Below are 20,879 nucleotides of genomic sequence, written 5' to 3' on the forward strand. Positions count from 1 at the left end.
GAAGATCGCCCATTGCGGACCGGCCAGTAATCACGGCCAGGACACATCTTTCTATCGCATCAGTGATACCGGTGATGATCACCGTCACCCCCCGTGACCAGGGGATCGTCGGCGAGTCGCTCCCTGGCCAGCAGCGTTCCACCCGCCACCGCACCCGGCATGGCGAGCACAGCGCCCAGTGGAATGAGGAAGACCCCGAATACGGCTGCGCCGAAACCGATGGCGAGCAGTCGATTGCGCTTGAGAATCGCGAAGCGCTCCTTGCGACGCAGACCACGCCGTTCGAGCGCGATCGCGGTCAGCTCGCCAGCGAGAAAGTAACCGGAAACACACGCCGCGATGACCGGAACCACGGTCTGGCCCACGACCGGCAGGAACCCGCAGACGAAGAAGACGATCGCGAACAGCACGGCGATCACGCCCAGGAGCGCCGCGTCCTTGATCGCTCGGCCGATCTGCACGAGCAGCGGCGTGTCCGGGTCCGGCGGGGCGCCGCCCTGCGACTCCTCGACCCGTACCGCGATGCTCTCGTAGAACGGGTCGCCGACCGCCAGCGTCAGCGCCGTGAAGGTCAGCACGGCCAGGAACGCCGACGCGCCGAAGATCGCGATCCCGGCGATCACCCGCAGGGTGTCGCGGGCGCTCTCGGACCAGTGGTCGGCGAACGGCGTGACCCAGTCGGCCACGTCGCCGAGGTTCACGGCCAGCGTGATCAGCGCCGCCGCGTACACCACCAGCACGATCAGCGCCGGGATCAGGCCGAACAGCCACTGCCCCGGGTGCCGGAGCATCCAGCCGATGCCGCGGAGGAAGTAGCCGACCCCGGTGAAAAGGTCGCCGACCTTCTGCTTGCGCGCCGGCCGCTGCTGCTGCGCCTGCGGCGGTGGCCACGGGCCCTGGCCTTGGCTCGGGTCCTGACCCTGGCCCTGGTGGTACGGCGAATTCACGCGCCCAACGCTATCGGGCGTTGAGGGCCACAAGCTCCGCAGAACGTTCCCAGACGGCCCGCTGAAGGTCCCGATCCTTGCGCGCGCCGTTCTCCGGCAGGAACCGGGCGCCGGGCGTCGAGGAGTGGAAGCCGCCCGTACGGCCCTCGAAGGCGGGGTCGACCGCCAGCCTGAGCGCCATCCGCGCGCCCTGCTCGGGCCTGCGGAGGAACGGCGTCCGCGAGACGGCCCTGCCGACCGGTCCGCTGCCGGGCACGTCCCTGACCAGGCCGGTCGCGACGAGGCCCGGGCACATGGCGTTCGCGGTGACACCGGTGCCCGACATCCGTTCGGCGAGCTCCTGGGTGAAGAGGATGTTGAGCAGCTTGCTCCGCCCGTAGACACGGAAGGACCCGGGCGGCCCGTAGTCGCCGGGCTCGGCGAACCGTTCTGCGTCCACGCGGCCCGCGTTGCGGTGCGCCTCGGAGGCGACGACCACGACCCGGGTGGGCGCGGACTTCTCCAGCGGGTCGAGGAGCAGGTTGGTCAGCAGGAACGGTCCCAGGTGGTTGGTCGCGACCATGTGGTCGAAGCCGTCCGCGCTCACCGCGGCCCGCATCTCGTGGACCCCGGCGTTGTTGACCAGCACGTCCAGGCGCCCGTAGCGCTCGGCGATCCGTTCGGCGGCCGCGCGCACGTCGGCCTGTACGGACAGGTCGGCCAGGAACGTCTCGACGACCGCGCCGGGAACGCCGCGTTCCAGCTCGGCGACCGTGGCCTCACTCTTGCCGGCGTTCCGGCAGACGATGCCGATCCGGTAGCCCGCGCGGGCCAGCCCCCGGGCGATCTCCTTGCCGATGCCCGAGGTGGCACCGGTCACGATGGCGATCTTGTCGTCCATCCCCCAACCCTCCCGGAGCCGTTGTGCGCCGGGAAGGCCCAAGGAATGTCAGGAATCGTCAGGGCGTGGCGCCGGCGGACGGGCTGGGCACCAGGGCCGGGTTGCGGTCGTGGCACGTGCGCACGCCCGGCAGCCGGTCGTCCAGCAGGAAGTCGTCGACGACCTTGTGGGTGCACGCGCCCATCGGATAAAAGCCGTGGCCGCCTGAGGTGTTGGTCACCAGGACCGAGTCCGCCAGTTGACCGTTCACCCCGCGCGCCCAGGCGATCGGCGTCGCCGCGTCGTTGGTGTTGGCGACCAGCAGGATCGTCGGCGCCCCGTCGGCGCGGATGGCGCGCCCGGCGTTGGTGAGCGACGGCGCGGGCCACTCGGCGCACCTCATCAGCGTCGACTGGACGAACTCGCCGAAGAACGGCGCGACGGTCATCGCCTCCTTGCCGCCCTCCTCGGCGGCCTGCGGCGTCCGTTCGTCCGGCGGGATGTGGCGGCACATGATCGCCTGGAACGACCCGTCCGCCTCGATCGACTCGTCGGGCTCGCCGGTCGCCGCTCCCGAGTCGCCGGGCTCGTCGGTCGCCGTCCCCGAGTCGCCGGGCGACGCCGTCTGGCCGGGCTCCTGCTCCGGCTCGTCACCCTTACCGCCGCCGCCCGAGTCCTCGCCGGACATGGCGCGGATGCCGGTGCCGTCGCCCTTGAACGCCAGGGCCAGCGCCTGCTCGGCGCTGGGCCAGACCGCCTCGCTGTAGGAGGCCTGCGACAGCACGCCGAGCGTCTCCTCCGCGGTGACCGGCGGAATGTCGCCCTTGGCGGGCTCCGGCGCCTTCTTCAGGTGCTCCATGAGGTCGCTGAACTTGTCCATGACCTCGCGCTGCGTCTTGCCCATCGGGCAGTCGGGCCGCTGAACGCAGGTCTGCACCAGCACCTGGAACCCGGTCTCGAACCCCTGCGCCTGCGCGGTGGGATCGGCGGGCCAGCCGTTCGGGTTGGCGACCGAGTCCAGCACCATCCGGCCCACGTGCGAGGGGAACTGGTCGGCGTAGAACTGCCCGAGGACCGTTCCGTACGAGACGCCCATGTAGTTCAGCTTGGGATCGCCGAGCACGCCGCGCACGACGTCCAGATCGCGCGCGGTGTTGTCGGTGCCGACCTCGTTCAGCAGCTTGCCCGACTTGGTCTCGCAGCCGTCCACGAAGAGCTTCGAGGCGGCCTCGGGGTCCTGGGACCGTTCGGCCACCTCGGCCATCCGCTTGGTGATCTCGCAGAGCACCGGGCTGCTCTGCCCGACCCCGCGCGGGTCCATCCCCACGACGTCATAGCGGTCGCGGATGTTCTGGGTGAAGAAGTCCTTGGCCTCGTACGCGAAGTCCAGACCCGAGCCGCCCGGCCCGCCCGGGTTGGTCAGCAGCGAGCCGATCCGCTGGGACTTGTCGGCGGCCGGAAGCCGGTTGACGGCCAGCTCGATCGTCTCGCCGTCCGGTTGGGAGTAGTCGAGCGGCACCTTGATCTTCGCGCACTCGAACCCCGCCTTCGGATCGTCCGAAGGCCCCTCCGAGTCGCCCGGCGCCGCCGAATCACCCGCCGCAGGCGAATCCCCCGCCGCAGGCGAATCCCCCGCCGCGGCCGAGTCACCGGCCGACGCGCACGGGGCCCAGTCCGGCTTCTGCTCGTAGAACTGCCGCAGCCCCGCGGGCGTGCCGGACGTGGACGCGGCCGGTGACGACGCGGCGGCGGACGTGGACGAGGCCGTCGCGGACGGATGCGAGGCGAGCTCGGCCTTGCCGCTGCCCCCGCCCCCGCAACCCGCCGCCGCGGCCACCAGCGCGAACGCGCCGACCGCGGCGGCTCCCAGGCGCATATGACTCGACATCAGTTCCCCCCGAACGGGGAACTACCCACCGAATCACTCCAACCGCCATCAGCAGGGCAAAGAATGGATCATGGCGTCCATCCCGGGTCGCGTCCGGACAGCGCCAGGGCCCGTTCGAACGCCGTGGCGGACCCGGCCACCGGCACCGGCTCGGCGAACCCGTCGTACTGCCGGTAGACCGGGGCGTGCTCCTCGACCACGCTCAGGATGAGCTCGCCCAGCGCGTCCGAGACCCGGAACTCCTGCCCGGTCGCCGCCGCGACGTCCCACCCGTGCACGGTCATCTCCTTCAGAATCAGCTTGGCCACCTCCGGGGCCGCCATCTCCATCCCGGCGATCCCGATCTCGCCCTCCCATGCCGCCGGCTCCGCCCACGCCGCGAGCGCCTGGTCGAGCTGCGCCGCGTACGCCTCGGCGAAGCCCTCCTCCCCCGCGAAGTCGCGTTCCGTCAGCTCCTCGGGAATGTCCCGGCGCTGGGCCCGGCACTCCAGTCCATGCGAGGTGTAGAGCACCCAGTGGTTCACAAGGGTCCGTACGTCGAACTCCTTGCAAGGCGTGGCGCCCGACAGCTGCTCGGCCGAGACCCCACGGGCGACCCGGGCGGCCTCGGCCGCGCCTTCCTTCATGTGCGAGTGAAGTTCGTTCATGACAGAAAGCCTAGGAAGACACCCATCTGTCCCTCTTGAAGAAACGCGCCATTACGCTGGGGCAATGACCCCGCGAGGCGTCCTGCACCCGGACGAGCACGAGCCGATCGTGGACGTCGCCACACACGAGCCCAGCGCGCCGGCCGTGCCCTTCGTCGAGTTCTACTGGCACGTCCGCTGGCACGTGCAGACCCCGTACGACACCAAGGTGCTGGCCCACCCGAACATTCACCTGGTCTTCGAGGAGCCCGAGCCCCTCGTCTACGGAGTGGACCGCGGCCTTTTCGTACGCCGCCTAGAGGAAACCGGGCAGGTCCTGGGCATCAAGTTCCGCCCCGGCGGTTTCCGCCCGTTCACCGACCAGCCCATGTCGGCCCTGGCAGACCGCCGCATCCCGGCCACCGAGTTCTTCGGCGAGGAAATCCTCGCAACCAGCAAGGCAATCCTCTCCAGCAAGGACCTGGCCACCCCCGCAGAGGCCTTCCTCCTGCCCCGCCTACCTAAAACCCCCGACCCAGTGGCCCAAGACGTGGCGACGATGGTCGACCGCATGACCACCGCCCCGAACCTCTTCCGCGTGGACCAGGCGGCCGGAGAGCTCAACGTCTCGGTCCGCACGCTCCAGCGCCTCTTCTCCGAGTACGTGGGCGCCAGCCCCAAATGGGTCCTGCGCCGCGCCCGCCTCCACGAGGCCGCCGCCCGCGCCGACCAGGGAACGACCATCGACTGGGCCGCCCTGGCCGCCGACCTGGGCTACTCCGACCAGGCCCACCTCACCCGAGACTTCACCGCCGCCGTAGGAACGCCCCCGGCGACCTACGCCCGCCGCTGACCGGGAAAGGCCAACGCACGAACCGCGAAACCGTCCGGTCCGTGTTCTCCGCAGACGCAAACGCGACAGAAGCGGAGGTTTCCAATGATCAGAAAGCGCGGGAGCGTCGCGGCGGCGGGCCTGGCCCTGGCAGGGCTCCTGGCGGCGCCCGCGGCTCCGGCCGCCGCCCAGAGCCGAGCCCAGACCAGGTTCGCCGAGGTGGACCTGGTCTCCGACATCCAGGGCCGGGCCAAGCTTCTCGACCCGAAGCTGGTCAACCCCTGGGGCGTCGCACTCGGGCCGGTCTCGGCCGTGTGGGTCGCCGACAACCACACCGACTCCACCACGTTCTACGCGGGCACCGTGGTCAAGATTCCGCTGGACGTGGCGGTCCAGGGCGGAGCCCCCACCGGCGAGGTCTTCAACAGCACAACAGACTTCAAGGTCAAGGGCAGCCCGGCGATGTTCATCCTGGACAGCGAGTCCGGCTTCCTCACCGCCTGGAACCTGGGCACCGGCGCAACCGCGGTGAAGGTCGGCAACGGTGGCCCAGGCGCGTCCTACAAGGGCCTGGCCCTGGCCCACACCGGCCACGGCCCAGTCCTCCTCGCGGCCGACTTCCACAACGCCCGCATCGACGTCTTCGACAAGACCTTCAAGCGAGTGACACCGCCCGGCTCCTTCCGGGATCCCGCCCTCCCGGCCGGCTACTCCCCCTTCAACGTGGCAGTGGTCAACGGGCTGGTCTTCGTCGCGTACGCACAGAAGGAGACCGACGGCGACGACGAGGTGGCCGGCCCCGGCAAGGGCTTCGTCGACGTCTTCACGACCTCTGGCGTGAAGCTCCACCGCTTCGCGAGCCAAGGCGCGCTGAACGCCCCCTGGGCCGTGGTGCAGGCCCCCCGAAGCTTCGGCACGTACGCGGGCGACATCCTCGTGGGCAACTTCGGTGACGGCCGCATCAACGCCTACGACGCGTTCGGCCACCCCAAGGGCCCGCTCATGGACAAGGCGAACAAGCCCATCACCATCGAAGGCCTCTGGGGACTCGCCCAGGGCAACGCCATAGCCGGAGGCTCCGGCAACCTGTGGTTCGCCGCCGGCATAGACGACGAGGAACACGGCCTCATGGGCCTCATCACCCCGGCCAAGTGACCCCGCCGGTCACCCGGTCCCTGATCAGCGCAGCGGCCTGGTCCGCGATCGCGTTGCCAGGTGGCCGGGTGACCAGGTCACTGAGCGCGAACATGTCCAGCACCCACCCCACGTACTCCCAGTCCTCCGGCGCATCCGGCGCCCCATCGGCGAACCCGCTACGACGGCCCGCCACGAACTCAGCCGGATAGTCATCGCCGAACCGAACCATGTTGGCGGCATCCCCATACGGGCACCCGGAGTAGGCGAACTCCCAATCCAGCACAGCATCAACCCGCCACGTCCCACCCGCACGCGTCACCAGGATGTTCTTCGGATTGATGTCCGCATGCACAAGCCGCGCCTGCTCATCGATCCCCCTGAGCGCCGGAGCGTGCGCCACACACAAATCCACCCAGGCCCGCCGCGTCCGAGCGTCCAACCGCGAGGTGGAGGCCATGCACGCCTCGGCGACCTCGGGCAACTGCCGCGACCAGGGCCGTTCCCACCGCGGATCGAGGCTCTCATCGACAAAGAACCCCGGCCGCTCAAAGCTCACCGCCCCGATCTCCGCGACAACCCTTCCCACCTCAACGCCCAGCTCCCCGAGCGCCTCCGCCCACTCCGCCAGAACGTGGCTGAGCAGCGTCCCCTCCACGTACTCCACGACCATCACCGGCCGGCGCCCCGGCCGCCCCACCCACAGCACCTCCGGAACGGGCACACGCCGCCGCCCCGCCGCCATGACAGCCGCCTCAATCTCCGGATCCGGCCCTCCGACCCGGGCCACAACCTGCCCGTCGGCCAAGGAAATCAGGCTCGTCTCATGCGAAAGCCCGCCCGCCAAAGGCGAGACGGCCACCACGTCCTGTCCCATCGCCTCAGCAACGCTCAAAACCTCGTCAGCATGCATTCCCTCAATCCTGCCGAACCCCCACCCGCCCAAAGAGCGGATTCGGGGAGGGCAGCGTGCCGTCACGGGACTCGCACTGGGCGGTCACACGAGCGGCGGCGTCGGGAAGGAAGGGCGCCAGGTAGGCGCCGATCGTTCGGCAGGCCGTTAGTAGCTCAGCCAGAACGGAGTCCAGAGCAGGGTCGTCGCGCTTGGCCAGCTCCCATGGACGCACCTGGTTGATGTAGCGATTGGCCTCGTCCACGATGTCCCAGACCGCGGAGGTTGCCCGCCGGAAGTCGAGGTCGGGCAGCGCGGCGTCGATGACCGCAGGCGCGCGTTGGATCACGTCGGCCAGCGCGCCTGTCCCTCCAACGGGCACCGTTCCGTCGCGGTAGCGGTGGATCATGCTGACGACCCGGTTGACCAGGTTGCCCAGCCCGTTGGCGAGCTCGTCATTGAAGCGGCCAACAAGCCGTTCATCCGTGAAGTCGACCTCGCCGACGCGAGGCGTCTCGCGCAGCAGCCACCAGCGGACGGCGTCGGTTCCGTAGCGTTCGGCGAGCGCGGCCGGGTCGGGCGTCACGCCACCGGACTTGCTGATCTTGCGGCCTCCGACCGTGAGGTAGTCGTGCACGAGAACGTCGGTCGGCGGCTTCTCGCTGGCGGAGAGCAGCATGGCGGGCCAGTAGACGGCGTGGAAGCGGAGCACGCCCTTGCCCACGAGATGGACGCGGCGGTCGGCGTCCGTCCACCAGCGCCGCAGGTCATCGCTGCCGGTGCCGTAGCCGAGGGCGGTGAGGTAGTTGCCCAGGGCGTCCCACCAGACGTAGATCACCTGGCTGGGGTCGCCGGGCACCGGGATGCCCCACCCGCGCGCCCGTTCGGTGGAACGGGAGACCGAGAAGTCCTTCAGGCCGCCCGCGATGAACGAGAGCACCTCGTTCCGGCGTTCGGCGGGCTCGATCCGCAGCTCGCCGGACTCGATCAGCCCGCGCAGCCGGTCGCCGTAGCGGGACAGGCGGAAGAACCAGTTCTCCTCCGAGACCGGCTGGGGTTCGGTGCCGTGCTCGGGACAGCGTCCGCCGGGCAGCTCGGACGGCGTGGAGAACTGCTCGCAGCCGACGCAGTAGAGGCCCTCGTAATGCTTGCGGTAGAGGTCGTCGGCACAGGCTCGCCAGAGGCGCTCCACCCCGGCTCGATGCCGCGGGTCGCGGCTGGTGCGGATGACGTCATCAACGGACAACGCCAGCGGGTCGGCGAGGGCGGTGAACGCGGCGGCGTTGGCGTCCACGAACTCCTGGACGCCCACCCCCGCGGCCTCGGCGGCCAGGACGTTCTTGAGCGAGTTGTCGTCGGTGCCGGCCTGGAAACGGACCTGCTCGCCCCGGCTCCTGTAGTGGCGGGCGAGCACGTCGGCCTGCACGAGTTCGAGCGCGAAGCCCAGATGCGGGCGCGCGTTCACGTACGGGATCGTGGTCGTGATGTAGGTGGTCATCGGAACCTCCGGAAGTCGGGGCTCCGACCCCGGACATGAATCGAGGCCCCGGTGACAGGGCCTCGGAAACGTCCGTGCAGCAGTCAGCGGCCCCGCGAGCGGGGCATCATCGCCTGACGTGCGTTCATGCTCCTCAGAATACGCGCGTAACCGTTCGGCCGCTCGCGATCGCCGCCCGGACTCGCGATCGTTGGCCGGGCGGTCAGGCGGTCGTTCGGCCGCTGGGGGTGGCGGAGGACTGGGCGGCCTCCTCGGCGACGCGGAGGTCGTACTCGTCGCGGGCGGCGGCGATCTCCTGGCGGTGGTCCTCGGTCCAGGTGACCAGGGCCTTGATCGTCGCGTGCAGGCTCGTCCCGAGCGGGGTCAGGTGGTAGTCGACGCGGGGCGGTACGACGGGGTGGACCGTACGGCAGACGAGACCGTCCCGTTCGAGATGCCGGAGCGTGCGGGTGAGCATGCGCTGACTGACACCGTCCACCAGCCGGCGCAGCTCGGTGAAGCGCAGGCTGCGCTCCTCCAGCAGGGCGATCACCAGCAGCGACCATTTGTCGGCGACCCGGTCCAGGATCTGCCGGGTCTCGCAGTCCTCGCGCGCGTCCCAGTGGGTCACGTCGAACGGCTGGTCAGGGGCGGTATCACCGGGGATACCGGGGGACTCCAATGTGCCGTCTTCCATACCGACTGATGGTGCCCGACGATGGGGTCAATTACAAGGGAGAACCGACAGGCCTAACAGTAACCATGCAGGTCCTGGCGGTTCTCACGGGATCGAAAGAGGGGTCGGAACGATGACGTCCACGGGTGTCCGCGCCTGGGCCGCGTTGCTGGTGCTGTGCGGGGCGATCTTCCTGGAGGGCATCGACATCGCGATGCTGAACGTCGCGCTGCCCGCGATCCGTACCGACCTCGGGCTGTCGACGGCGATGCTGAGCGGGGTCGTCAGCGCGTACGTGCTGGGCTACGGCGGGTTCATGCTGGTCGGCGGGCGCGCCGCCGACCTGTTCGGCCGCCGCAGGATGTTCCTGCTCTGGTTGGTGGTCTTCCTGGTGTTCTCCGGCCTCGGCGGGCTGGCGACCGAGGGCTGGATGCTGCTGGCGGCGCGGTTCGTGACCGGCGTCGCGGCCGCCTTCCTGGCGCCCGCCGGCCTCTCGCTGGTCACCGCGGCCTTCCCCGAGGGCCCGGCGCGGACCCGCGCGCTGTCGATCTACGCGGCGACGGGCGCGGGCGGCTTCACGCTCGGCCTGGTCGCGGGCGGCCTGCTCACGCCGCTCGGCTGGCGGTGGGTGTTCTTCGCGCCCGTCGCGATGTCCGCGCTCCTGCTGATCGCCGCCGTTCCGCTGGTCAAGGAGGTCGGCGTCACGGAGCGCGGGCGGCTGGACCTGCCCGGCGGCCTGCTGGTCACCGGCGCGATGTCGGCCCTGGTGTACGGCGTCGTACGGCTGGAGCACCCGTCCGCCTCCCCCGCCCTCACGGCCGCGGTCTTCGCCGCCGGCCTGCTCATGCTCGCGGCGTTCGTCGCGGTGGAACGACGCGTCAAGGAGCCCCTGGTCCGCCTGGGCGTGCTGCGTTCAGCCCCGCTCCTGCGTGCGAACGTGGGCGCGCTCCTCTTCATGGGAGCGTTCGGCGGATTCCAGTTCCTCCTGACGCTCTACCTGCAGGAGCTGCGCGGCTGGTCGGCGCTCCAGACCGGCCTGACGATGCTGGTCGCGGGCGTCGACGTGATCCTCGCCCCGGTCCTCACGCCCCGCCTGGTGACCCGCTACGGCGTCCCGCGCGTGATCCTGGCCGCGATGTTCCTGGCGGCGGCCTGCTACGCGATCTTCCTGCGCGCCTCGATGGACTGGACGTACGCCGCGATGGCCCCGGGCCTCTTCCTGCTCGGCCTCGCGTTCACCCTGGCGTACGGCCCCCTGACCATGGCGGCCACCGAGAACGCCCGCCCGTCCGAGCAAGGCCTGGCCGGCGGCCTCTTCTACACCTCGATCCAGTTCGGCATGGCCCTCGGCATCTCCCTGGTCACGGCTGTCAACGTCGCCGCCCTCTCCACCGACCCCCTGAAGGCCATCCACATCGCCATGCTCGTCCCGCTCGGCGCCGCCCTCCTAGGCGCCACCATCACCGCCACCGGCCTCCGTCGCGCCGCGCGGCCGAGTGCGTCCGACACCCTCGCGAGTGACGCCGCCGCTGCCAACGCCGCCCCTGCCAACGCCGCCCCTGCCAACGCCGCCCCTGCTGACGCCGCCCCTGCCAACGCCGGCGCTGCTGACGCCGGCGCTGCTGACGCCGGTGAGGCCTACGCGGCGACCCGCTAGCCCGACCCGCTAGCCGGCCAGGGCGCGCTGCTGAACGACGTAGTAGCGCGCCCCGGCCGTGAGCAAGATGGCGGCGGGGAGCCAGATGGCCGCGACATGCCAGAACACCTCCTCCGTATGCCCGATGAGCACGAGCAGCAGCGGGGAGAAGAAGCCGGCGAAGAACCAGGCCAGGGCGAGAGCCAAGGTGGCCGCCATGCCCAGCGTGACCGTGCCGCGACTCAGCCGCCAGACGGCCACGGCGATCACGAGCAGGCCGGCCGGGATCGCCATCAGCGCGTAGATGAGGAGCCGCGCGCGCATGTTCGCCGGGGCGGCGCTGGTTCGCTGGGTCTTCCCGTGAGCGGCGATCTCGGTCAGAAGGCCGCGCCAGACGGTGACGGTGACCCGGTCGCCCGTGCGCAGCCGGTCCACGACCGGGCCGTCGTTCGGATACACCGTCTTGCGCACGACACCGTTCTCGCTGGTCAGGAGCGCGTAGGTGTCGTCGTGCCGACTGTTGCTCACATGAGCGCGAGTCACCGTGTACTCGCGCGTCCAGCGGCAGTCGGCGGGGCTCGCCGGGTTCTGCGGGCAGCGCGCCGCCGTCTCGTAGGCGTGCAGGTCGTCGGCTCCGTTCGGCGCGTACTTCGCCAGGACGGCGCCCATGCCCGCCACCACGAGGATCCCGAACAGCAAGGTGAGGACGGCCGCGGCCGTGTGCCGCAGGAGTCTGGTGAACAAGCCGCGAGTCAGCACGCCATAAGTGTGCAGTACGTCCCGTTATGCCCTCCTGGTGGCCTGGCGCAGCGCGGCCTCCAGCCCCAGCGGCTCGCGGGCGATGAGGGTGGCGAGGGTGGGGTCTACGGCGGCGAACTCCTTGGCTCGGGCGGCGGCGAAGATGCCCGTGAACTGGCGGGCCAGGTCGGCGGGGGTTCCGTGGGTGATGAGGTTCTCCTTGAACTGGTCGTCGGGGACCGTGATGCGAGTGATCGCGCGGCCCGTGACCTTGGTGGCGAGGGCGGCAAGGTCGTCGAAGGTGAGCGCCTGGGAGCCGGTCAGCGGCGGGGTGGGGCCCTCGAAGCGGCCCTCGTCGGCCAGGATCGCGGCGGTGGCGTCGGCCAGGTCGGCGTGGGCGGTCCAGGCGACGGGCCCGTCCTCGGGGAGAACGATCTGCCCGGACTCCAGGGTCGGGGCGATGAAGTTGATCGCACTGGAGGCGTAGAAGCCGTTCCGCAGCGAGGTGAACGGGACGCCGGAGGTGCGCAGCATCTCCTCGGTCGCGGCGTGATCGCGGCAGGCCTGGAAGTGGGATGACGCGCTCGAGCCCATCTGGCTGGTGTAGAGGATGCGGCGGGCGCCGGCGGCGACGGCCGCGTCGATGGCGACGCGGTGCTGGCGCGTGACCTCCTCACCCAGCTTGTCGACCGAGACGATCAGCACCTGGGTCGCGTTCTCGAACGCGTCGGCCAGACTCGCCGGGTCGGCGAAGTCGCCGCGGCGGACACGCACTCCCTTGTCGGCGAGCGCCTGTGCCTTCTGCGGGTCGCGGACGCTGACGCCGATCTCGGCGGCGGGCAGGCGCGTCAGCAGGCTGTCGACGATCTGGCCGCCGAGCAGTCCGGTGGCTCCGGTCACGATGATCATGCGGTTCTCCCGTGGTTCCAATGGAAACACTTTGACGTTACCACTGATAATAACCATGGAACCACAGATGCGATATCGTTGATTCATGACGCCGCGTTCGACCGAGGAGACCCGCCTGCGGGTCATCGAGGCCACCATCGACCTGCTCGCGCGCGAGGGCCGGGACGCGGTCACCACGCGCGCGGTCGCGGCCGAGGCGGGGCTGCAGCCGCCGGCCATCTACCGGCTGTTCGGCGACAAGGACGGGCTGCTCGACGCGGTCGCCGAGCACGGCTTCACCACGTTCCTGCGGTCCAAGCACGTCGACCCGGACCCGCCCGACCCCATCGAGGACCTGCGCGCGGGCTGGGACCTGGCGGTCGAGTTCGGCCTCGCCAACCCCGCGCTCTTCACGATCATGTACGTCGCGCCAGCGCGGACCGAGTCGGCGGCCTTCAAGGCCGGCATGGAGATCCTCATGGGCCGGCTCCGGCGCCTCGCCGCCCGGGGTCTGCTGCGCGTCGACGAGACCCTCGCGGCCCAGGTCATCCACGCGACGGCGCGCGGCGCGGTGCTCACCTGGCTGTCCCTGCCGGAGAACGGGCGGGACCCGGCCCTGCTGACCACGCTGCGCGAATCCATGGTCTCGGCCATCACCAACGAACGGCCTGCCGTTCAGGAGCCGGGTCCCGCGGGCGCGGCACGCGCCCTGCGCGCGGCGCTCCCCGATCAGAAAGTCCTCAGCGAGGGCGAGAAGGTCCTGCTGAAGGAGTGGCTGGACCGCATCGCCACCGAGAACGAGTAAGTCAGGAGACGAGTAGGTCAGGAGAGGACCCGGCGCGCCTTGGCTATGGCTGAAGCCGCGCTCGCGCTGACGATGCTCGTGAGATTCATGCCGATCACGCTAGAAATCACGAGCGCGCGGCGCGTCGCTCCCGGCAGCGATCTGCGGCCTCGTCCCCAGGGCGTACACCCCTGGCACACCGCTCAGGGATCACCCGCGCAGGACCCTGACACCGGCGCTATTCGGCGAGGATCCTGGCCTTCTGCGCGGCGAACTCCTCCTCGGTCAGAACGCCCTTGTCCTTCAGCTCGGCCAGCGACTTCAGCCGCTCGATCGGATCGCTCGGCGGCGCCGCCTGGACGGGCTGCGCGGGCTGGGCCGCGGGGGCCGCCTGCTGCTGGTAGCCCGTCTGCTGGTCGTACGCCGCCTGCCTGTCGGCATAGATCTGCGCGTCGCGCCCGGCGAACTTCTCGGCCTGGCGGCGCTGCACGCGCCCGTTCACGGCGGACGCCGTTCCGGCGATGATCGCCGTACGCGCCACTCCCCTCAGCAAGCCTGGCATCGCTCTCCTCCTCAGCCGGCCGCTTCGAGGGCGTCGAGCGCGGCCATCACGTCCGTGGCGGGGATCCGGGCGCTCGCTATGACCTCGCCGCCGCTCTCGCGCGCGGCGGCCACGAACGGAACGGCCCAGGTGTTCTCGTACACGATGAGAGTCGCCACGGTGCCGGTGCGCATCGCGCCGCCGGCCGCCCTGGCGTCGGACTCCCCCAGCAACCCCGACCGCGCTCCGGCCAGGTCGGCGAGCTCGCCCAGCCGCTTGGCCGACGGCTCGGTCAGGTCGACCATGAACAACGTTCCGTCCGCGCCCTTGCCGATCACCATCAGGTCGAGCACGCGGACCACGCCACGGTCGACCAGGTCCATCAGCGCCCGCGTCGCACCGCCGGTGATGCGGTCCTCGGGGAACTCGATGAGAACGAAGTCGATCGGACCATGGACATCTGCCACTGTCATGCCCGCAGATTCCGCCCGGCGGGGTGAACGCGGCATCACCCACCCGGGGTGACCGGCCCGGGAGCGCGGTCCGTGCGCACGATCCGGGCGAGCGATCCGGGGCGGGCGATCCGGCCGAACGGTGACGCTGCGCGGCGGTCTCATCTCGCTCGGTCTCTGATTCATGGTTTCTGATGATCCGTTCGCCACGGAGACGGGCGGCGGCGCGGGCGAGGACCGGCGGGTCGGCGATCGCGCGGCGGGGGTCACAGGCCGTTCGAACGTACGGCGAACGTGTGAACATATTGACCTGTTTGTCGCATTGGCCTGGATGGAAGGAAAGGGACGGTTAGCTGCAGAACACACATGAATGGGAGGGCGTCGCATGTGCGGCATCGTGGGCTGGGTCGACTACGAGCGTGAGCTGGGCCGGGAGCGCGCGACGCTGACGGCGATGACCCGGACGATGTCGCTGCGCGGGCCCGACGACGAAGGGATCTGGCTCGACGGCCACGCGGCGCTCGGGCACCGCAGGCTCGCGGTGATCGACGTCGTCGGCGGCGTCCAGCCCATGTCCCGCGGGCCCGCCACGATCGTCTACAGCGGCGAGACCTACAACTACCGCGAGCTGCGCCGTGACCTCGAGGCGCGCGGGTACCGATTCAGCACCGCGTCCGACACCGAGGTGGTGCTGAACGCCTACCTGGAGTGGGGCGCGGGCCTGGTCGAACGGATGAACGGGATGTTCGCGTTCGCCATCTGGGACCAGCGCTCACAGGAGCTGCTCCTGGCGCGCGACCGGATGGGCATCAAGCCGCTCTATTACGCGCCGACACCCGCGGGTGTGCTCTTCGGCTCGGAACCCAAGGCGATCCTGGCCAATCCCGCCTTCACGGCACGGATCGACGAGGAGGGCCTGTGCGAGGTCCTCAGCTTCTGCAAGACCCCTGGCCATGCGGTCTTCCGGGGGATGTACGAGCTCATCCCCGGCCACACCATCACGGTCTCCCGCCAGGGGCTCGCCGACCGCCGCTACTGGGCGTTGACCGCGCGCGAGCACACCGACGACGTTCCCGCGACCGTGGCCCACGTACGCGAACTGCTGGACGACATCGTCGAGCGGCAGCTCATCTCCGACGTGCCGCTGTGCACGCTGCTGTCGGGCGGGCTGGATTCCAGTGCTCTCACCGCGCTGGCGGACCGTGCGCTTGGAGAGACCGACGTACGTTCCTTCGCGGTCGACTTCGTCGACGAGACGGGCGGCTTCGTTCCCGACGCGATGCGCGATACCCCGGACGGCCCGTTCGTGCACGACGTCGCCAAGCATGTGGGCAGCAACCACAGCGATGTTGTCCTCGCCAACGACCAGCTCGCCTCTCCGGAGGCATCGCACACCGTCTTGCAGGCGAGGGACCTGCCGGGCATGGGTGACATGGACAGCTCGCTCTATCTGCTGTTCGCCGAAATCAGGCGCCAGTCCACGGTCGCCCTCTCAGGAGAGTCCGCCGACGAGGTGTTCGGCGGGTACCGGTGGTTCCACGACCCCGAAGCCATCGCGAAGCCCGATTTCCCCTGGGCCGGCCCGTTCCGTGGTGGCGGGCTGGACCTGCTCGACCAGTCCCTGCGCGACCGCATCAGCGCCTACCAGCGGCAGCGATACCAAGAGGCCATCGAAGAAGTGCCGCACCTTCCCAACGGCAACGGGTCGGTGACTCCACATGAACGCAGGATGCGGGAGGTCTGCTACCTGCACCTCACCCGGATGGTGCAGATGCTGCTGGATCGCAAGGACCGGATGAGCATGGCCGTCGGCCTGGAAGTGCGGGTTCCGTTCTGCGACCACCGGCTCGTGGAGTACGTCTTCAATACGCCCTGGTCGTTCAAGACCTTCGACGGCAGGGAGAAGAGCCTGCTGCGCGGAGCGGTCGCCGACGTCCTCCCGCAGAGTGTGGTGGAACGCCGCAAGGCCCCCTACCCGGCAACGCAGAACCCTGGATACGAACGCATGATCCGGGAACGCCTGGCAGATGTCGCCGCCGACAGTTCATCCCCCGCCCACCCGTACCTCGACCATGCCGCCATAGCGGACACCCTCGCCAAGCCGCTGGGCGGCGTCAGCCTCCAGCAAGACCGCATGTCGCTGGAACGAGCGCTCGCCCTGAACGACTGGCTAGCCGCCTACCACCCCACCGCCAACGGCGCCGCCTGACCCCACACACGCGGCGCTGCAACACGCGGCCTGCCACAACGCGGCACCGCAACGCACGGCACGCGGCACGCGGCACCGCAACGCACGGCACGCGGCACGCGGCACCGCAACGCACGGCACGCGGCGCTGCTAGATGCGGCGCTTGACGACGACGTAGTCGACGAGCATGGGGCGGCCCGAGGCCGTGGCGGCGGTGGGATCGCCGGGGAAGCCGCCGCCGATCGCCACGTTCAGGACCAGGAAGCGGCCCCGGTGCATGGCCATGTTCCACGCCTTGATGCCGGTCTTCTTGGGCGTGAGGGTGAGGTAGCGACGACCGTCGACGTAGTAGCGGATCTGCTCGTTGCGCGTGGAGCGGTCGATCTCGACGGCGTAGGTGTGGAACGCGGCTCCGCATGCCTGGCAGGGCGCATCGGCTCGCAGGCCGCGCTTCTCCCGGCACGGGCCGCCTTCCTTCACGCCGCAGTGCAGCACGCCCAGCGTGGTGCCCTGCCCGTTGCGCGACTCCATGATGTCGACCTCGCCGACCGCGGGCCATGCTGCGCCGCCCGTTCTGGCCTGGTCCCCCAGTGCCCAGAACGCGGGCCAGTAGCCGGCGCCGTTGGCGGTCGTCAGCCTCGGCAGCTTGATGCGGGCCTCGATCCGCAGGAGGCGTCCCTTGCCGCCGATGGCGAAGTCATGCCGTCGCGTCTCCACCCTTCCCGAGGTCCACGCGCCGCTGCCGTCGCGGATCGGGGTGATGGCGAGGTGGCCTTTGCCGTCCGTCGAGACGTTCCGCCGCCGGGCGGTGTAGTTCTGGATCTCGCCGGTCCCCCAGTTGGGGTCCACGCACGGGTTGTAGCAGTGCCCGCGATCGTGGATCCACTTCGCGGTCGACAGCGCCTGGCCCTTCGCCCCCGCGAAGTCGTCCCTGAAGAGGGTCTTCCAGTGCCGCGGCTTCGCGGCGACGGGATCCTTCCGCGCCGCGGTGGAACTGGTCTGCGCTGCTTGAACGCTGGAGTTCTCGGCGACCAAGGCGACGGTGGACGTGGCGACCGCCAGTCCTGCGAGGGCGGTGGTGGCGACGGTCCTGTTCAAGTGCACTCCCGGGCGTTTGGGATTGCTTGGGTTTAGATCCCCGAATGTGCAGACTTTACGCCCGATTGCTCGCCTTAACCAGCCGTCAGTTGTTGGTGAGCCAGGAGAGGAGGCAGGGAATGGACGCCCCCGCGAACCCCCGCGTCCTCTCCTGGAGTCATGGGTCCTACAGCGTGCAGGTCAGCCGCAGGGGGCGGAGAACGGGCCGTCGACCTGGCCGGTGCTCCAGGTAGCCGTGAAGTCGCCCCAGGCGTTCCCGCGGCAGTTGTAGACGGCCGTGACGATGCCCACCCCGTTGCCGCCGCTCCAGACCACTGTCCCGTTGCGCGTGATCCGCACGTTCAGGTTGGCTCCCTCACCGTCGGGCGGGAAGGCCCTGGTGCACTCGCCCTGAGCGACGATGCGCGGTGGCGGGTCGGCGGCGTACCCCGTGTCGTGCTGGGCGGACGTGCACTTGGCGAACGTGGTGGCCTGGGCGGGAGCGCCCTGGGCGGCGGTCAGCGCCGCGGCCGCGGCACCTCCGGCGAGCATCGCCGCGAACGTCCGGCGCCGCGCACGTCCTGACATCGGCGCGATTCGCATCATCCTTCTCCCTTCGCACGGTGTGCTGTCAGGAACGAAGATCGCAGCACGCCGTCCAGCGCGTACGGGACACCGGACGACACCGGACGATGTGAAGGTCATCGGCCGTGGAGAGAGCCCGGTGTCCGGTCACTGCCGGACGGCGCCGGACACCAGTGCGCGCTGGTCGAGCTTCGCCCGGACCCGTGCCGCCTCCGAGTCGGCGAACTCCTCGAAGATGGCGATGGCCTCGCTCCAGGCGGCCTGGGCGGCGGCGACGTCGCCGGTGGCTTGCAGGGCGTCGCCGATGTTGTCCAGCGCGCCCGCCTGACCGGCGAGGTGTCCCGTAGCCCTGAAGAGCTCCAGCGCGCGCCGATGACAACGGGCCGCCTCGCCATGGTCGCGGGCGCCGGCGTGCGCGAGCCCGAGGATCTCCCAGGTGTTGGCCAGGCCGAACGTGTCACCCAGGCGCAGTTGCGGCTCCAGCGCCTGCTCGCACTGCCGGATGGCCTCAACGGGATCGCCCAACTGCACGAGGACCCAGCCGATCGTTCCCAGCGCCCGAGCCTGGCCCGCCAGGCGACCGGTGCCCCGATGCAGGGCAAGCGACTGCCGTGCATGAACGAGCGCGTCTGTGGGGTCGCCTACATGCCAGGCGGCCCACGCGAGGTTCTCCTGCATGACGCCCATGCCGTCGTGGTCGTCCACCTGGCCGAAGAGCTCCAGTGCCGCCTCCATGCCGACGCGGGATTCGTCCAGGCGACCCAGCGACCACAAGGCGTTGGCTATGCCGCGCCAGGCGTGCGCCTGGCCGAGCAGGTCACCGGCCTGCTCGGCAGACGTGAGGGCGACACGATGGCTGGCAATCAGCTCGTGCCAGTGCCCACGCCGATATTGGTAGTTGGTCATCGCCCTGGCCAGCTGCCACGCATGCAGAGCAAACCCGGACTCTGCGGCCTGGTCGATGGCTGCCAGCAACGTCCGGTACTCCTTGCCGAACCAGTCCAACGCGGCTTCGGCCTCACCGAGCTCCTCCGGGGCAACCCCGGACTCCGGCTCGTCAGGGGAATCCCCCACGTAGCGATGGGGGTCCATAAGGACGCCCGCCTGATGCGCGGTGTGCACGTAGTGATCGAGCATCCGATGAACGGCACTCCCCTGCTCATCACCGGCAGCGGCCTGTTCGGCGGCGTAGGCCCGCAACAGGTCGTGAAACTCATAACGACCCGGGCTTCGTTCCGCGACCAGATGCGCCCGGGTCAGTTCGCCCAGTGCGGCGCGCGTCACAGAGGGCGGATCGCCTGCCAGGGATATCGCGACCGCCGCACCGAAGTCCGCGCTCGGGTGCAGGCCGAGCAACCGGAACAGCCGGGCCGCCTCGAGCGAGAGGGAACGGTAGGACCAGGAGAAGACCGCCCGGACGTCCGTAGCGGCGTCCCCTCCCTGGAGCGTGTCCAACGCACCGGCCCGGTCCCGCAGCTCGGCGGCCAACCGGGACAGCGGCAGGTTCGGGTCGGTGGCGGCACGTGCGGCCACGACCGCGAGCGCCAACGGGAGCCGTGCGCAGCGAGCGATGATCTCCTCAACGGAACCATCGTCGGCAAGTGGCCTGCCCAGCCGCCGCTCCAGCAACTCCCTGGCCTCCTCGCCGGAGAGCAGGTCGAGGCTCACCGAGCGGGCGCCCTCAGTCACGACCAGCGGCGTGAGCCGGTTGCGGCTGGTCACCACCACCATGCTGCCGACACCACCGGGCAACAGCGGCCGCACCTGGTCGACGTCACGCGCGTTGTCCAGCACGATCAACATCCGCCGCCCGGCCATCAGGCTCCGGTACAGCCCGATCTGGCCGGTCAGGTCGTCCGGCGTACGTTCGGCCGCTACGCCCAGCGCGTTCAGAAAGCCGCGCAGGGCCTCGGACGGGCCGAGCGCCGCGCCGCCAGGGTCGAACCCGCGCAGGTTCACATATAGCTGCCCGTCAGGAAAGTCGTCGGCGACGCGATGCGCCCAATGCACCGCCAGCGCCGTCTTCCCCACCCCGGCCGTCCCGCCGACGGCCGTGATGAGCACGGCGGGGCCAAGCTCAGCACGTGATGCCAGCAGGTCGTCCAGAACGGCCAGCAGCTCCCGCCGCCCAGCGAAACCCGCCACCGCGGGAGGCAGCATCGCTGGCACGACAGGACTCGCCTGAGCAACGCGTTCCTCTGGCCCGCGTACGGCGGCGTTACCGAACGCGTGCTCCAGCAGGCCGTGGCGCGGGCGCCAATGCTCCTCGACACCCGTGCGCAGCGACAGGCGTTCCGCCCGCCCGTGCTCGGCCGCGTGCCTGTTGATGCACTCGACCAGCGTGCTCACGACCTGCCAGTCCGGCGGGCGCCTGATGCGGCCGTTCAGGATCGCGCCGACCTGGCTCTTGCTGAGCGACAGGTGCCGCTCCAGTGCTCGCAGGCTCGGCCCGCCGGCCTCGACCCACAGCGACCTCAGATCCGCGCAGAACGACCTCAGCAGGTCTAGTTCAGCCTGAGCGGCCAATGGCTTTCCAGACGTGATGTCCAGTCACAATGGATTCACGCGGGCGACCGCTATTTGGTTCATCTCCCGCAAGCGCGAGCTACCGAACTGCCGGGCCGGCGAGCGGCCGGGCCGCTGCGAGGATCCGATAAGC

19 protein-coding genes are annotated in these 20,879 nt (G+C 70.1%); 5 read left to right on the forward strand and 14 right to left on the reverse strand.

Going from position 1 to position 20,879, the window contains the following annotated elements:
* Positions 1-59: 59 nt before the first annotated feature.
* The 4 genes from J4573_RS14580 to J4573_RS14595 all read right to left on the reverse strand — a co-directional run bounded on the left by J4573_RS14580 (position 60) and on the right by J4573_RS14595 (position 4,341).
* On the reverse strand, positions 60-947 hold the full coding sequence (locus J4573_RS14580; protein WP_307796631.1) for an EI24 domain-containing protein: 888 nt from the start codon (positions 945-947) through the stop codon (positions 60-62).
* Between the two features lie 10 nt (positions 948-957).
* Positions 958-1,827, reverse strand: coding sequence for an SDR family NAD(P)-dependent oxidoreductase (locus tag J4573_RS14585; RefSeq protein WP_208255968.1), 870 nt, complete (start codon positions 1,825-1,827; stop codon positions 958-960).
* 58 nt (positions 1,828-1,885) lie between these two features.
* Positions 1,886-3,694, reverse strand: coding sequence for an alpha/beta hydrolase (locus J4573_RS14590; protein WP_208255969.1), 1,809 nt, complete (start codon positions 3,692-3,694; stop codon positions 1,886-1,888).
* Between the two features lie 68 nt (positions 3,695-3,762).
* Positions 3,763-4,341: a TIGR03086 family metal-binding protein gene (locus tag J4573_RS14595; RefSeq protein WP_208255970.1), complete on the reverse strand. Its 579-nt coding sequence runs from the start codon at positions 4,339-4,341 to the stop codon at positions 3,763-3,765.
* Positions 4,342-4,405: 64 nt separating this feature from the next.
* On the opposite strand from J4573_RS14595, the gene J4573_RS14600 reads away from it, so the two are divergent.
* Both J4573_RS14600 and J4573_RS14605 read left to right on the forward strand, forming a co-directional pair.
* On the forward strand, positions 4,406-5,173 hold the full coding sequence (locus tag J4573_RS14600) for an AraC family transcriptional regulator (RefSeq protein WP_208255971.1): 768 nt from the start codon (positions 4,406-4,408) through the stop codon (positions 5,171-5,173).
* Between the two features lie 84 nt (positions 5,174-5,257).
* On the forward strand, positions 5,258-6,307 hold the full coding sequence (locus J4573_RS14605) for a TIGR03118 family protein (RefSeq protein ID WP_208255972.1): 1,050 nt from the start codon (positions 5,258-5,260) through the stop codon (positions 6,305-6,307).
* Here J4573_RS14605 and J4573_RS14610 read toward each other — a convergent pair.
* From J4573_RS14610 to J4573_RS14620, 3 genes are all read right to left on the reverse strand, one after another.
* A complete protein-coding gene (locus J4573_RS14610) occupies positions 6,291-7,199 on the reverse strand; it encodes a phosphotransferase (protein ID WP_208255973.1) in 909 nt (302 codons plus the stop codon). The two genes, J4573_RS14605 and J4573_RS14610, sit on opposite strands and share 17 nt — an antisense overlap.
* A 4-nt stretch (positions 7,200-7,203) precedes the next feature.
* A complete protein-coding gene (locus J4573_RS14615; protein ID WP_208255974.1) occupies positions 7,204-8,676 on the reverse strand; it encodes a methionine--tRNA ligase in 1,473 nt (490 codons plus the stop codon).
* Between the two features lie 202 nt (positions 8,677-8,878).
* Positions 8,879-9,352, reverse strand: a complete 474-nt coding sequence (locus tag J4573_RS14620; RefSeq protein ID WP_208255975.1) for a winged helix-turn-helix transcriptional regulator — start codon at positions 9,350-9,352, stop codon at positions 8,879-8,881.
* Positions 9,353-9,464: 112 nt separating this feature from the next.
* On the opposite strand from J4573_RS14620, the gene J4573_RS14625 reads away from it, so the two are divergent.
* Positions 9,465-10,988, forward strand: a complete 1,524-nt coding sequence (locus J4573_RS14625; RefSeq protein ID WP_208255976.1) for an MFS transporter — start codon at positions 9,465-9,467, stop codon at positions 10,986-10,988.
* A 9-nt stretch (positions 10,989-10,997) separates the two neighbouring features.
* On the opposite strand, the gene J4573_RS14630 is transcribed toward J4573_RS14625, so the two are convergent.
* Together J4573_RS14630 and J4573_RS14635 are read right to left on the reverse strand one after the other, a co-directional pair.
* Positions 10,998-11,726 carry a hypothetical protein gene (locus J4573_RS14630; RefSeq protein WP_208255977.1) on the reverse strand — a complete coding sequence of 243 codons (729 nt, stop codon included), beginning with the start codon at positions 11,724-11,726 and terminating at the stop codon, positions 10,998-11,000.
* A gap of 24 nt (positions 11,727-11,750) precedes the next feature.
* Complete coding sequence (locus J4573_RS14635) at positions 11,751-12,614, reverse strand: NmrA family NAD(P)-binding protein (RefSeq protein WP_208255978.1); 864 nt, start codon at positions 12,612-12,614, stop codon at positions 11,751-11,753.
* 85 nt (positions 12,615-12,699) lie between these two features.
* On the opposite strand from J4573_RS14635, the gene J4573_RS14640 reads away from it, so the two are divergent.
* A complete protein-coding gene (locus J4573_RS14640; protein WP_208255979.1) occupies positions 12,700-13,398 on the forward strand; it encodes a TetR/AcrR family transcriptional regulator in 699 nt (232 codons plus the stop codon).
* A 217-nt stretch (positions 13,399-13,615) separates the two neighbouring features.
* Here J4573_RS14640 and J4573_RS14645 read toward each other — a convergent pair whose 3' ends face one another.
* Entirely contained in the window at positions 13,616-13,939 is a 324-nt protein-coding gene (locus J4573_RS14645) for an SHOCT domain-containing protein (protein WP_208255980.1), read from the reverse strand.
* A gap of 11 nt (positions 13,940-13,950) precedes the next feature.
* On the reverse strand, positions 13,951-14,391 hold the full coding sequence (locus tag J4573_RS14650; protein ID WP_208255981.1) for a DUF6325 family protein: 441 nt from the start codon (positions 14,389-14,391) through the stop codon (positions 13,951-13,953).
* 364 nt (positions 14,392-14,755) lie between these two features.
* Between J4573_RS14650 and asnB the strand changes: the two genes are divergently transcribed.
* Positions 14,756-16,579 (forward strand): asparagine synthase (glutamine-hydrolyzing), encoded by a 1,824-nt coding sequence (gene asnB, locus J4573_RS14655; RefSeq protein WP_208255982.1) that lies wholly within the window; start codon positions 14,756-14,758, stop codon positions 16,577-16,579.
* Positions 16,580-16,708: 129 nt separating this feature from the next.
* On the opposite strand, the gene J4573_RS14660 is transcribed toward asnB, so the two are convergent.
* From J4573_RS14660 to J4573_RS14670, 3 genes are all read right to left on the reverse strand, one after another.
* A complete protein-coding gene (locus J4573_RS14660; RefSeq protein ID WP_208255983.1) occupies positions 16,709-17,656 on the reverse strand; it encodes a family 16 glycosylhydrolase in 948 nt (315 codons plus the stop codon).
* A 180-nt stretch (positions 17,657-17,836) separates the two neighbouring features.
* Positions 17,837-18,223, reverse strand: a complete 387-nt coding sequence (locus J4573_RS14665) for a hypothetical protein (RefSeq protein WP_208255984.1) — start codon at positions 18,221-18,223, stop codon at positions 17,837-17,839.
* A gap of 144 nt (positions 18,224-18,367) precedes the next feature.
* Positions 18,368-20,746, reverse strand: a complete 2,379-nt coding sequence (locus tag J4573_RS14670; RefSeq protein ID WP_208255985.1) for an ATP-binding protein — start codon at positions 20,744-20,746, stop codon at positions 18,368-18,370.
* Positions 20,747-20,879: the final 133 nt, after the last annotated feature.

This window comes from Actinomadura barringtoniae (assembly GCF_017573505.1).
Taxonomy (GTDB): Bacteria; Actinomycetota; Actinomycetes; order Streptosporangiales; family Streptosporangiaceae; genus Spirillospora; species Spirillospora barringtoniae.

Excerpts from the sequence above, each read along its gene's own strand:
- J4573_RS14585 (WP_208255968.1), bottom strand. The coding sequence starts at position 1,827 with ATGGACGACAAGATCGCCATCGTGACCGGTGCCACCTCGGGCATCGGC.
- J4573_RS14590 (WP_208255969.1), bottom strand. The coding sequence starts at position 3,694 with ATGTCGAGTCATATGCGCCTGGGAGCCGCCGCGGTCGGCGCGTTCGCG.
- J4573_RS14595 (WP_208255970.1), bottom strand. The coding sequence starts at position 4,341 with ATGAACGAACTTCACTCGCACATGAAGGAAGGCGCGGCCGAGGCCGCC.
- J4573_RS14600 (WP_208255971.1), top strand. The coding sequence starts at position 4,406 with ATGACCCCGCGAGGCGTCCTGCACCCGGACGAGCACGAGCCGATCGTG.
- J4573_RS14605 (WP_208255972.1), top strand. The coding sequence starts at position 5,258 with ATGATCAGAAAGCGCGGGAGCGTCGCGGCGGCGGGCCTGGCCCTGGCA.
- J4573_RS14610 (WP_208255973.1), bottom strand. The coding sequence starts at position 7,199 with ATGCATGCTGACGAGGTTTTGAGCGTTGCTGAGGCGATGGGACAGGAC.
- J4573_RS14615 (WP_208255974.1), bottom strand. The coding sequence starts at position 8,676 with ATGACCACCTACATCACGACCACGATCCCGTACGTGAACGCGCGCCCG.
- J4573_RS14620 (WP_208255975.1), bottom strand. The coding sequence starts at position 9,352 with ATGGAAGACGGCACATTGGAGTCCCCCGGTATCCCCGGTGATACCGCC.
- J4573_RS14625 (WP_208255976.1), top strand. The coding sequence starts at position 9,465 with ATGACGTCCACGGGTGTCCGCGCCTGGGCCGCGTTGCTGGTGCTGTGC.
- J4573_RS14635 (WP_208255978.1), bottom strand. The coding sequence starts at position 12,614 with ATGATCATCGTGACCGGAGCCACCGGACTGCTCGGCGGCCAGATCGTC.
- J4573_RS14640 (WP_208255979.1), top strand. The coding sequence starts at position 12,700 with ATGACGCCGCGTTCGACCGAGGAGACCCGCCTGCGGGTCATCGAGGCC.
- J4573_RS14645 (WP_208255980.1), bottom strand. The coding sequence starts at position 13,939 with ATGCCAGGCTTGCTGAGGGGAGTGGCGCGTACGGCGATCATCGCCGGA.
- J4573_RS14650 (WP_208255981.1), bottom strand. The coding sequence starts at position 14,391 with ATGACAGTGGCAGATGTCCATGGTCCGATCGACTTCGTTCTCATCGAG.
- asnB (WP_208255982.1), top strand. The coding sequence starts at position 14,756 with ATGTGCGGCATCGTGGGCTGGGTCGACTACGAGCGTGAGCTGGGCCGG.
- J4573_RS14665 (WP_208255984.1), bottom strand. The coding sequence starts at position 18,223 with ATGTCAGGACGTGCGCGGCGCCGGACGTTCGCGGCGATGCTCGCCGGA.